At 26.6% G+C, this 11994-nt stretch carries 17 protein-coding genes and 1 pseudogene; 3 read left to right on the forward strand and 15 right to left on the reverse strand.

Features of this window, described 5'->3' with window-relative positions:
• The first annotated feature begins 17 nt into the window (after positions 1-17).
• On the forward strand, positions 18-530 hold the full coding sequence (locus FRIFI_RS10280; RefSeq protein WP_166505799.1) for an ImmA/IrrE family metallo-endopeptidase: 513 nt from the start codon (positions 18-20) through the stop codon (positions 528-530).
• Between the two features lie 114 nt (positions 531-644).
• Here the strand turns inward: FRIFI_RS10280 and FRIFI_RS10285 are convergent, their stop codons facing one another.
• The 5 genes from FRIFI_RS10285 to FRIFI_RS10305 form a co-directional block, all read right to left on the reverse strand.
• Positions 645-1256, reverse strand: coding sequence for a VanZ family protein (locus FRIFI_RS10285; RefSeq protein ID WP_166505800.1), 612 nt, complete (start codon positions 1254-1256; stop codon positions 645-647).
• A gap of 115 nt (positions 1257-1371) precedes the next feature.
• Entirely contained in the window at positions 1372-1587 is a 216-nt protein-coding gene (locus FRIFI_RS10290) for a DUF4177 domain-containing protein (RefSeq protein WP_166505801.1), read from the reverse strand.
• Between the two features lie 127 nt (positions 1588-1714).
• A complete protein-coding gene (locus FRIFI_RS10295) occupies positions 1715-1930 on the reverse strand; it encodes a hypothetical protein (protein WP_166505802.1) in 216 nt (71 codons plus the stop codon).
• Between the two features lie 94 nt (positions 1931-2024).
• Positions 2025-3308 carry an FAD-dependent oxidoreductase gene (locus FRIFI_RS10300; protein ID WP_166505803.1) on the reverse strand — a complete coding sequence of 428 codons (1284 nt, stop codon included), beginning with the start codon at positions 3306-3308 and terminating at the stop codon, positions 2025-2027.
• Between the two features lie 11 nt (positions 3309-3319).
• The gene (locus FRIFI_RS10305; RefSeq protein WP_207741702.1) at positions 3320-4279 is read right to left on the reverse strand and encodes a hypothetical protein; all 960 of its coding nucleotides are present in this window, start codon (positions 4277-4279) and stop codon (positions 3320-3322) included.
• Between the two features lie 211 nt (positions 4280-4490).
• Here FRIFI_RS10305 and FRIFI_RS10310 point away from each other — a divergent pair, with 211 nt between their 5' ends.
• Positions 4491-5144: a TMEM164 family acyltransferase gene (locus tag FRIFI_RS10310; protein WP_092924661.1), complete on the forward strand. Its 654-nt coding sequence runs from the start codon at positions 4491-4493 to the stop codon at positions 5142-5144.
• A gap of 201 nt (positions 5145-5345) precedes the next feature.
• Here FRIFI_RS10310 and FRIFI_RS10315 read toward each other — a convergent pair whose 3' ends face one another.
• From FRIFI_RS10315 to FRIFI_RS10325, 3 genes are all read right to left on the reverse strand, one after another.
• Entirely contained in the window at positions 5346-5786 is a 441-nt protein-coding gene (locus tag FRIFI_RS10315; protein WP_092924659.1) for a MarR family winged helix-turn-helix transcriptional regulator, read from the reverse strand.
• A gap of 197 nt (positions 5787-5983) precedes the next feature.
• Positions 5984-6376 carry a spore germination protein GerW family protein gene (locus FRIFI_RS10320; protein ID WP_242977251.1) on the reverse strand — a complete coding sequence of 131 codons (393 nt, stop codon included), beginning with the start codon at positions 6374-6376 and terminating at the stop codon, positions 5984-5986.
• On the reverse strand, positions 6360-6971 hold the full coding sequence (locus FRIFI_RS10325; RefSeq protein WP_166505806.1) for a DUF2953 domain-containing protein: 612 nt from the start codon (positions 6969-6971) through the stop codon (positions 6360-6362). The genes FRIFI_RS10320 and FRIFI_RS10325 overlap by 17 nt, the downstream gene beginning before the upstream one ends.
• A 178-nt stretch (positions 6972-7149) precedes the next feature.
• On the opposite strand from FRIFI_RS10325, the gene FRIFI_RS10330 reads away from it, so the two are divergent.
• Positions 7150-7392 (forward strand): small, acid-soluble spore protein, alpha/beta type, encoded by a 243-nt coding sequence (locus FRIFI_RS10330; RefSeq protein WP_242871303.1) that lies wholly within the window; start codon positions 7150-7152, stop codon positions 7390-7392.
• 185 nt (positions 7393-7577) lie between these two features.
• Here the strand turns inward: FRIFI_RS10330 and scpB are convergent.
• From scpB to FRIFI_RS10365, 7 genes and pseudogenes are all read right to left on the reverse strand, one after another.
• Positions 7578-8107 (reverse strand): annotated as a pseudogene (scpB, locus tag FRIFI_RS15485) (SMC-Scp complex subunit ScpB).
• Between the two features lie 4 nt (positions 8108-8111).
• Positions 8112-8834: a segregation and condensation protein A gene (locus tag FRIFI_RS10340; RefSeq protein WP_092924651.1), complete on the reverse strand. Its 723-nt coding sequence runs from the start codon at positions 8832-8834 to the stop codon at positions 8112-8114.
• Between the two features lie 15 nt (positions 8835-8849).
• Positions 8850-9437: a site-2 protease family protein gene (locus tag FRIFI_RS10345; protein ID WP_092924649.1), complete on the reverse strand. Its 588-nt coding sequence runs from the start codon at positions 9435-9437 to the stop codon at positions 8850-8852.
• A 160-nt stretch (positions 9438-9597) separates the two neighbouring features.
• The gene (locus FRIFI_RS10350; protein ID WP_330405626.1) at positions 9598-9987 is read right to left on the reverse strand and encodes a M24 family metallopeptidase; all 390 of its coding nucleotides are present in this window, start codon (positions 9985-9987) and stop codon (positions 9598-9600) included.
• Between the two features lie 85 nt (positions 9988-10072).
• Complete coding sequence (locus FRIFI_RS10355; protein WP_166505808.1) at positions 10073-10375, reverse strand: spore coat protein; 303 nt, start codon at positions 10373-10375, stop codon at positions 10073-10075.
• Positions 10376-10380: 5 nt separating this feature from the next.
• On the reverse strand, positions 10381-10596 hold the full coding sequence (locus FRIFI_RS10360) for a hypothetical protein (RefSeq protein WP_092924643.1): 216 nt from the start codon (positions 10594-10596) through the stop codon (positions 10381-10383).
• A 203-nt stretch (positions 10597-10799) separates the two neighbouring features.
• Positions 10800-11975, reverse strand: coding sequence for a M24 family metallopeptidase (locus FRIFI_RS10365; RefSeq protein ID WP_166505809.1), 1176 nt, complete (start codon positions 11973-11975; stop codon positions 10800-10802).
• Positions 11976-11994: the final 19 nt, after the last annotated feature.

The raw sequence follows: 11994 nt of genomic DNA on the forward strand, positions 1-11994 counted from the left end.
TGAAGGGGAGATTAATTTTGAATTTAAAATATATAAAAGAAAAAGTGAGAATTCTAAAGAAGTATTATCCAGGATATAGTGCATTAGAATTACTTCATCAATTTAAAGTTGTTACTTCTTGTTTTGATGATATTTTGGGGACTGACTTACCTGAGGGGTGTTATTTTAAGATTGGTAATACAAAGTATGTACTTATAGACCCTAATCTTTCTGATGAAGATAAAAAAAGAGTTTATACTCATGAACTTGGACATGTACTACTTCATCCAGATATAAATACTTTAGAGGTTGAAAAATATGATCCGATTCTTTATGAAAAACTTGAAAAGGAAGCTGATACTTTTGTAGCTGAGTTTTTATTAGATGATGATGTCTTTATGAAATACTTTACTGGTTGTAATTATAAAATAGCAAATCATGAAAAAATACCTGTTAGGTATGTTAATATCAAAGTAAATAATTTAGATAAATCTGTTAAAAAACACTATGAACAACTTTTTGCTACAAATTCTCACTATGTTTCATATTAAATAATATTGGTAATACTTTTTACCAATTTATTTTTATGCCTAATTTTAGATATTTATAAAAATTTTTTAAATAAAAAAGAGCAATATTTCTAATGCTCTATTAGTTTTAGTATATTAAATTTGACCCTCTTCAATTAACTGAGAATGTGTATTATCTATCATAATTTTTATTTTACCTCTATACATAAGTTTAAATATGCCCCACGCTATAATCCCACCTAATGTATTTAATATTAAATCTTCAACATGAACAACTCTTGTATATGTAAGTCCAAATATATTCATAACTAACTGAGTTAACTCTATTGATAATGATATTAAAAAAGTTATCTTAGTAGCGGATTTTAAATCTCTTGATTTTTCACTTTTTGCACATATATACAGTATAAATGGCATTAATAAAATTAAATTTCCAACTATATTTCTTATTATACTTCCAAGGTAATTTGCACCTTTAAAATAATCTATAAATGGAACTATGTTTATATTACACCTTTCTATAAAGCTTAATTCCTGTAAATATGGAGACATTTCACCTATAGTTATAGGTAAAATAGTTATTCCTATAAGTAAAAATAAATATATAACAAATAGATTAGTTAAAATTTCATCCCCAATGTTAAATTTAATCCCCTTTTTCTTTCTGTTCATTAAGATTATTATTCTTGCAATTATCCATATTGGTAATCCAAAAATAAATAATCCACGCAGTTCAAATGAATACATATCTTACTCCCCTTCAACTATTTTCCAAAATTTACAATACTTAATATACCATGATTGTAAATTTATATCAATTAGGTCATAAGAATATTCACTTGCCTTTTATTGTTTCAAATAATTATTTTATTTCTTTTTCAAAAATAATTTGATAACAATATGATGCTTGATATGGTGCTATACCAGTATTTTCATTTACTGGAACAATAACTTGCTTTAATCTCCATCCATTTTTTACTTCTTCTTGAATAGTATTTTTACATTCCTCAAAAGTATCACCAGTTTTAATATTCCATCCTTTTTTTAATGGCACTTTTATAAATTTATACTCATACATATAACTCCCCCCCCCTTTATTTAATTATAGCAATTGTTACAGGTAATATATAACAATAAAATAGAAGCAAATGCTCCTATCTTATAAAATAATAGTATCTATTTAAATTTATATAATAAATAAAATATCATTTTGATAGTAATTTATTAAGTACCCTTTTTTTGTATTTTCCTATTTTAGATACATCATGAGTTTCTGAATATATCCCAATAAATATTAATGTAAAACCTAATCCAACACATATCCCTTTTATAAACTCTGGAAGTAAATTAGTGCAATTTCCTAACAAGAAAATAATGTTGAATAATAATCCAAAATTTATATAATTATTTAATCTCTTCATATATATCACCTCCACCCCTTTTATAATATATTCTATACAGAAATTTAACTTTCGCAACTATATAATCCTCTATAAAAAAGGCTAGGCAAAATGCCTAACCTATAACCTTCTTATCATATATACCTTCCAGACTAGCCTTTCTAACCCTATCCCTTATAACATCCTTATCTATAGTATAAAATCCTAGCTCCTTCATCCTATTAAAATAAATACTTCCTGCAAATGTAAATCTTAACTTATCTCCACCTTCTTTTTGCATTTCATTATTAGAATAAGCTAAAAAATCACCTATTAATAAATTCGTTGGAAGTTGAAGTAAATACATTCCAACACAGCTTCTAGCTGCATTATGTCCTGCCAAGCTTCCTGTACATATTGCCTCTGTATGACCTACATAAAATCCTGATTTTTCTCCACCAACAAATAAATTATTTATACCTTTAGCTCTCATATAGTTATCTCTTTTAGCTACAGATAAATATCTAATAGAATTACCCTTACCACCAGCATATGGGTCAACTATACAAGCATTCTCAAAGCCTTTAACTTTTCTTAGTTTTTCTATAGCAAAAAATGGACTCATAAGTTTTGCATGACCTGTATCTAGTAAAACTATATTATCAGAAAATGCAGGTAGAGCATATTGTTGACATACCTTTAAGTCTAACTTCTTTTCATTTTTAAGTTCATCAGGTAGCGCTATTACTGCACATCCTTTTTCATTTAATTCCTTTTGTATATCTTCACTTAAAGATTCTTTTAATAGTTTCATAGAACCACTAAATGCACCAAAGTCACCATTATTTCTTCTTCCCATCATATCTTCTAATCCACAAGTTTCACTTATACTCACTCTTCCTCCAAAAGATGGACATCTTAGTACACACATTGCACACCCATTACCATACTTTGTACAGTTACCCATAGGACCTGCTGAACCTGTTGTTTCAACAAATGCTTCACCATATACTTTTTCTCCATCTTCTAAAATTACAGCTTTTATATTACCGTTTTCAACCTCTGCATCTACAACTCTGCTAAATAATCTAACGTCTATTCCCATTTCTATTAACTTATTTCTTACTTGTCTTTCTACCTTTGTTACATTATACAATGTAGCATGATCATGTCCTGGGAAATTTATATCTTTATGAGTACAATATTTATCAGTGATTTCAAATAACTCTCTAGCACCTAGTGCTATTGCTTCTTCTGCTGCTGTATATCTTCCGTTATTTCTCATTATTCCACCAACATTACCTAGACCTATTAATAAGTCTGTTTTTTCTAATACGGTAACATCAGCACCTGCTTTTTTAGCAGATATGGCAGCAGCACATCCTGACCATCCACCACCAATAACAACTACTTTAGGCATTACAACTCCCCCTATACATTGTTAGAATTTAAAAAATCTCTACTGTTTATTTGCATCTTACAAGATTTAACTTTTTCTCCATTTACATTGATTATGCAAGCACCACATATTCCTTCACCGCAACATATTAAGTTATTGTTTGATATAGCAAATTTTATATCTTTGCTGTATTCATCTACAATATCCATAATATATTTATTAAATCTATTGCCTCCAGCTGAATACACTAGGCTTATATCATTTCTTTTTATATAGTCTAATAAGAAGTCTTTATTTTCATTTATATCAGTTATATATACATTTATTCCTAATTTTTCTAACTTATCTACTACTTCATCTAATATATCTGCTTGGTTATTTATAAACACTTCTACCTTGTTATTATTCTCTATAAGTCTTTTAACTACATTTATAGAGTTTACTAAAGATAATCCATTGCCTATTACAACTACATTTTCTCCGGATGTAGATTTTATTTCTTTAATCCCAAATATTCCATTAAAATACGGTCCTTTTACTCTTATTTTTTTAAAGTTTATTATATTTTTAGTCTTTACTCCTACTGGCTTTATGATTATTTCTAGTATGTTTTCTTTATCATCCACATCCATAACAGATATAGGCGTGTTAAATATATCTCTATCCTTGTCTATCCCCTTAATAAGCATGTAAGCGCCTGGGCTTTTTAAATCTATTATGATATTTTTAGGAACTTGTATTTTTATAAGGTATACATTATCCTTAATTTCTTTTATATCTTTTATATCACAGATATATTCTTCTCTTTGTTTAATTTTTGAATTCTCACTATGCTTAAGTTCATTATAAATACATACTCCTTGCCATGAACAACTTGAGCATTTTTCTCCTCTTATAAGAGGACATTTTATACAATCCCCTGAGTACGCAAGATGACACGGGCAATACTTGCTCCCAGCATCTGCACATATTTTCCCACTACCCTTTTTCAATATATTCACATCCTTAAATTGTTTATTTTTTAATGTCTTGAATAGTATATTATCAATTTATTATTTTAATTTTTTTTTGTTACACTACCACAAATTAATACAAATTTTATTACTTCTATTTTTGTAGCCTCAAAATATACTTTAGTATATATAAAATTTTTGGATATGCCGTATACTTGATTTTATTAAATTTATCTTAGGAGAGTTATTTATGAATGGAGATTTCATTTTTTCTAAAGAACATCTAACTATACTTTTATTATTTTCAATATTTCTATATGTTTGTCCAAAGCTTACTAAAAATTTATTACCTTATAGTTATATTGTTGAGAAAGTAATATGTGCACTTATTATATTAGAAATAGTATCTGAACAAGTTTCATTAATATCTATGGGAGGCTATGATACATTAAATTCACTACCTATTGGACCAGGTCGATTTTGTTCTTATATTTGCATAGCAATTTTATATTTTAAAAGATATCAATTGTTTAATGTATTTTTTTCATGGAGTTTGGTTTGTTCTATAGGTGAGATAATATTTTTTAAAAGTATTCCTTATAGGTTTCCAAATATACTTTATTTCTTACTTATATTTTCTAAAATGATATTAGTATATGCTAATGTATATCTAATAGAAGTTAGAAAATTTAAGGTAAGCTCTAGTGCTATTAAAGATAATTTAATTACTTGTATAATATATTTTTCATTTTTATTTTTCTTAAATATTTTTACAAACTTTAATTTTAATCGTGATTTTTCCAATTTTAATATTTTAAATATCATTGTATTTATAATTTCAACTAATATAGTATATATACCAGTACTTTTATTTGATAAATTTAATTTTAATATTAAAAGGTAAATTTTTAAACCTATTAATATATATTATTTTCATGAGTTATCAATAGATTTATGCTTAATATAATTTAATTACATGTAAAAAAATGCTCGCTAATTTAGCGAGCAAATATACTTTTATTTCCTAATAATAAATGTAAGAAGAAAATAAAAATCTTAGGTTATTTTCATTATAACATAATTTGGTATGATTTTTTATTTTATTTTATAATAATTCCTTAAATATAACGCTTGATTCAACCATACAGTTGTATAACCTTTCTTTTTTATCTTCATCTAACTTTTCTATTCTATGACCTATTACATCTAGTAAATGGTCTACTTCAGCTTTGATTAAAACATGCCCTTTTTCAGTTATACAGTAGAAAGTATTTCTTCTATCCTTTGGATCTTCTTCTCTGTACACATATCCTTGTTCCACCAATTTGTTTAATAATATACATAAACTAGAAGTTGATACATATAAATCTTTACTTAAATTTTTAAGCTCGATTTTTTTATGCATATTTATTCTGCTTAATGTAACAAATTGCCTCTCTGTTAAAACACTATCATGTTGCACCCTCTCCGCACTTATAAGCTTTACTAAGTTAGCAAAGTCATTCATACTGTCCACCATTAATGTAGAAATTTCTCTGTTGTTCATAGCTCTTCACCTCGAAATTTTGCTCTATACACCCTATAATACCCTCTACATTAGTTAGTATTTTAACTATACACTTTATTATACTACACAATTTTAATATTTACCAATTAAATTATTTGCTTTCAAAGTATTTGCTAAAATAAAGCTATCTATAATTTATTTATTTTAAACTCTAGATAGCCCTAATTTACTTACTATTAGCATTGTTTTTTGTTTAAATCATCCTTCTTAGATAACTTTTGAATTTTTTCTATAACCTTTGGTGTAACTGCTAATATATTGTCTACCATATTTATATTGTTATCTAAGCTCATAAGTCTTGTTTCACCATCTTCAACTACTACAAATGCTACGGGTTGTATAGATATGGCTCCTGCACTTCCTCCTGCAAAGTTTGTTTCATTGTCCCATTCTACTTTTGAAATTCTATTTTCTTTATGTGGACCTCTAGAGTAATCTCCTCCACCTATACCAAATCCTATTGTTATTTTTGATATAGGTACAACAACTGTTGTATCTGTTTTTATAGGGTCTCCTATTACTGTATTTGCATCTATTGAGCCTTTAATAGTTTCAAATGTTGTCTCCATAAGACTTTTTATTGAGTTTGTCGATTTCAATATTACCACCATTCCTTTTACCTTTATTAATTTTAATGTAAATTTTATATATAGCAATCGATATTATTATTATATCTTTTATTGTCGGTTTTATTTCTATCTTTGAATCACAATTTATAAAGTTTTTAGTAAAATCTGGTTTTACATTTAAATATACCTTATTAGAGTTTATAATGTTTATTATGCTAGAATAAATAAAATTTATAAGTACATATATAAAACTTGTAAAAGGTATATTTTCACTGCCGAAATTTATATCTATATATATTTCTTCTATCTTAACTCTTTTTAGTAACCCAAATACTACTTTTATTTCTTTTAAATTTGAATTGTATATGCTTCTATTTCTTTTAATTTCTCCCTTCTTAGTTTTGGTACATTTTTTATTAGTTGGATAAAGTGGTATATTTATATTTATTATATTAAAGAAATACTTTATCCTTAAATCTACCCTTATATGTTCATTCTTTACTTTAGAAATGATTAATATATGTAACTTTGAGTTAAATAGTATTAGTAATAATACTATTACTATACAAATAATTAATAACACACTGTATCTCATAGTTTTATTATTTCTAAATATTGAATATATATACAAAAAAATACAGATATTAATTTAAATATAAAGTTATATAAGCAGTAATTTCATATACTTTTATATAGAATTTTAATATCTTGTATTATATTTTAAATTACGTATATCCTATTTTATAAATACAACAAATGAAAGGATGTATTCTATGAATAAACCAATTAACCAAAATGCAAAACAAGCTTTAAATATGCTTAAAATGGAAATTGCTAATGAACAAGGATTTAACTACAATGAAGTTAGTGATAAAATTGAAAGTAATGCCCCTCAAAACACACTAGAAGGGATATATAAGAATGTTCTTGCTGGAGAGCTAGTTGGAGGAGCTATGACTAAATCATTAGTTACTAAAGGCGAAGAAATACTTTTAAAGATGTATAAAGAAAAGTAAGTTTTTATTAAAATTAATATAATTAAAAAAATTCGCTTCGCTCATATCGCCAACGACTTTGTCCGTTGCTTAAAATATTATTTTTTACATTTTCAAAGCTATTGAAATATCTTACCTTTATGAGTTATCAATAGTTTTATACTTAATATAATTATCTTGAATGTAAAAAATCCAATAGGATAAACCTATTGGATTTCTTTTTCTTCATTTAATGGTGGTAAATCATCTAAGCTTTCTATGCTTAGTAATTTTAAAAACTCATCAGTAGTTTTATATATTATAGGTTTCCCTATTTTTTCTAACCTTCCAGCTTCTTTTATAAGTTCATTTTCAAGTAAAACAGATATTGCTCTATCACATTTTACTCCTCTTATATTTTCTACTTCAACCTTTGTTATAGGTTGTTTGTAGGCTATTATAGTTAGTGTTTCAAGAGTTGCCTGACTTAGTGTTTTCTTTTTTTTGGTTCTAATAATTTTTTTATAAATCCTGCATACTCTTTGTTAGTAGTCATTTGGTATTTATTTTCTAATTTTATTATTTGTATACCTCTATTGTTTTCCTTATACTCTTCTATTAAAGAGTTTAACATTAACTCTATCTCTTTGCTTGATAGCTCTTCATTTATTATACTATTTAGCTCACCAATACTTATAGGTTCTGAGTAAGCAAACATTATAGCTTCTATAATATTTTTAATATCTTCACGTCTCATTTTATCACTCCGAGCTTTTCTTTATTATTATGTCATCAAAGAATAAGTCTTGTTCTACTATTACTTCTTTTCCTTTTATCATTTCTAATATAGATAAAAATGTTGCTATAACTTCATCTTTATCACAAGACTCTATTATCTTTGTAAATCTTACTTCTTTTTCTACTTCTATTATACTTCTTATAAAAGATATCTTTTCTTCAACAGGTATTATTCTACCTCTTACTATTTTGTCTAATCTTTTATCTTCTACTTTTTCATCTTCAACAGATTTTACTTTAAGTATTAAAGGAAGTATATTTTTTATAGCCTCTATAGATATATCTTCTAATTCTACTTTTTCATCTGTTATTATTTCTTCTTTTTTTCTAAAGAATAATTCATCTATATAAGTTATGTTATCTTTTATAGAATCTGTTGCTAGCTTGAACTTTTTATATTCTTCTAATTGTTCTACTAATTCAAGTCTAGGGTCAACACTTTCTTCATCTTCTTTTTGTTTATATAATAAATACTTAGATTTTATTTGAAGTAACTTAGATGCCATTGTTATAAATTCACTAGTTACCTCTAAGTCCATTTTCTCTAGCATTTTTATATAATTTATGTATTGTTTTGTTATTTCTATTATTGATATGTCCTTTATATCTATCTTTTGCTTAGATATCATATCATATAATAAATCTAGTGGTCCATCATAAACCTGTAAATGTATATTATACTTCATGGATTACCTCTTAAATTATGCAAATAAAAATACTATGTTAATTATTATATCTCTTATTGGTTCTACAAATATACCAACTAATCCTGTAAATATTAAAACTAAAAATATTATACTACTCATATTTTCATATCTATAAACATATTCATTGTATTTATATGGTATAAATGTTGATACTATTCCCCATCCATCAAGTGGAGGTAGGGGAAGTAAGTTAAATGCAGCAAAACCTACATTATATATCATAGTCATAGAAGCTATTAAATTAATAGCATACATATTTATATACTTATTTATAAGCACACATATTATAGCAGTTATAATGTTTGCTATAGCTCCTGAAAATGAAACTAACACATTTCCTATCTTGTAGTTTTTAAAATTATTTGGATTAACAGGAACAGGTTTTGCCCAACCTATTTTAAATATAATCATCATTAAAAGCCCAATAGGGTCTATATGCTTAGCTGGATTTATAGTCATTCTTCCATACATCTTAGCCGTATCATCCCCCAGTAAGTGTGCCGAATACGCATGACCAAACTCATGAACGCTTATAGCAACAGCAATTGCAACTACCGTTGACAATATATAATCTAAATTCATTTTTTCATCTCCTATATTTAGTTTTAATTTTATTATATCAAGTAATTAATTCATAATCAAAACTTTTGTATAATCAGATACTTATATGTTAACCACTAATCTATTACATTAAAAGGCAGCTACTAATTATTTATTAATAGCTGCCTTTTTAATTTATATATTATTTATAATGTGGTGTAAGTGGTGTTAATACTTCACAACCATCTTCAGTAACTAATATCATATCTTTTATATTAAATCCACCAAATCCAGATATATAACATGGTGTTTCTATACAAAGTATCATACTAGCTTCTAGTTTTCTTTTTTCGATTAATGATATAAATGGTGTCTCCACCGTTTGAGGTCCCATACTTATACTATGTTCTAAATGACCTCTTTCATAGAACTTATACTTTTCCTTTACATAATTAAATCCTATTGAGAATAATTCATTAAAACCAAGTACTGGCTTAACTAAATCTATCATAAGCCTTTGAGCTTTAACTATCCAACTTCTAGATAAATCTGTTGTATAAAAGTTAGTGTCTCCATTTACCCCCCGTCGAATTTAACTACGCTCCATTTTTTATTATCCTGTCGGTTGAATGACAAAATAAAGGTTACAATTTAAGTTCTTTAAAATTGAAATATAACTATCTATTTTCGCTAATAACATGTTTTGATTCATTATAAGCACATGTTAATTGTTGAATAGGAGTATCATATGGCTTAATCCATCCCTTATTAAGACTTAATTCAGTAAGTGCTGTATGACCTCCAACCATTTGAGTTAATGATGCTGAATATAGCGCTCTTAATTCTGGTGTACTACTTGTTAATGTAGAATTAAGATACATGTCTGCAGCTTCTTTTGCAGATGAAAGCATACCTAAAGCTATTATTTCATCGTTTAGATCTGCATTATCTTTTATTAAATTTCCTAGCATATTTCTCATAGTATCTATTCCTCCTCAGTAGCTGGTATTTTATTCTCAACTATAAATTGTTGTATTGCTTTAATTCTTCCTTCTGTTGCTAATATACTAGCCTCTGATTGTCTCTTTAAGTCTTCATCTGATATTAAAGAATCTATTGCTCTTTGCATAATTAAACCATCAGATTCCATTTTTAACACTGCTGCTAAAGATAGATTTTCTATTTCTGAAAGTGCTCTCATTCAATTACCTCCTACAATATATTTTCATATAATATTATGCGTATTAATATTTAAAAGTAATCATGTTAATATCTACCTTATTAATAAATTCAAAATAAATATATAAACTTACTATACAACAATTTTTCATAACTTTTAAAATATTATAATTTCATCAGTATATAAAAAGGTAGTGTTAAGCACTTTAACACTACCTTTTATTTTTATTTATAATGTGGTGTAAGTGGTGTTAATACTTCACAACCATCTTCTGTAACTAATATCATATCTTCTATATTAAATCCACCAAATCCAGATATATAACATGGTGTTTCTATACAAAGTATCATACCAACTTCTAGCTTTCTTTTTTCGCTTAATGATATAAATGGTGCCTCTGCCGTTTGAGGTCCCATACTTATACTATGTCCTAGATGACCTCTTTCATAGAACTTATACTTTTCTTTTACATAATTAAATCCTATTGAGAATAATTCATCAAAACCAAGTCCTGGTTTAACTGAATCTATCATAAGCCTTTGAGCTTCAACTAATCTTTGCTTTAACTCACTAAGTACTGGGTGAGCATCTCCAACTATCCAACTTCTAGAAAAATCTGTTGTATAAAAGTTAGTGTCTCCATTTACCCCCCCGTCGAATTTTACTACATCTCCATTTTTTATTATCCTATCAGTAGATCGACAAAGTCTTCCTGAATTTTCACCTGCACAAAATGATGACCATCCACTTGGGAAGCATATTCCTGATTCCATTACCTTTTTACAGTATATATCAAACAGTTCTCTTTCACTTACTCCCTCTTTAACAAACTGACTTGTATGTAAAAGTGCCTCATCAGCTACTCTAGCTAACTTTCTAAAGTATTCTATTTCATCATCTTCTTTAACACTTCTAGCTTCTATAAATAAATTAGAAACATTTACAAAATCCACATTAGGAAGAGCTCTCTTTAAAGAATCAAAATATGTTGCTGATATAAAATCAAGTTCTATACCTACTTTTTTATCTTCAAGATTTAATTCTTTTATACTTTCAACTACTACATCTAATGAAGTTACAAAAGTTTTATTAGATACAACTTCTTTATTAGCTAAAACTTCTTCAAAAGTTTTTCCCCCAACCCATGTACTATATTTTTTAACTATACAGTCCATATAATCAGAAAATGCTTCACTTTCAAAATCCATTCCTATAGCTATAGCCCTACTTTCTTCTTTGTTATCTAATACACTTACAGCAAAATGTGCTTGTCTAGATACTGTATGTTGATGTGAAGAATAAGCTGTTATATAAGTAAAATTTTCCGGAGAGTTTACTATAACTCCATCAATATTATTTTCTCTTAATAATCTCTTTATTTTTTGAACTTTAGGTTTCATATTCACTATCTCCTAATTT

Origin of the sequence: Romboutsia hominis, from assembly GCF_900002575.1 — a bacterium.
Taxonomy (GTDB): Bacteria; Bacillota; Clostridia; order Peptostreptococcales; family Peptostreptococcaceae; genus Romboutsia_C; species Romboutsia_C hominis.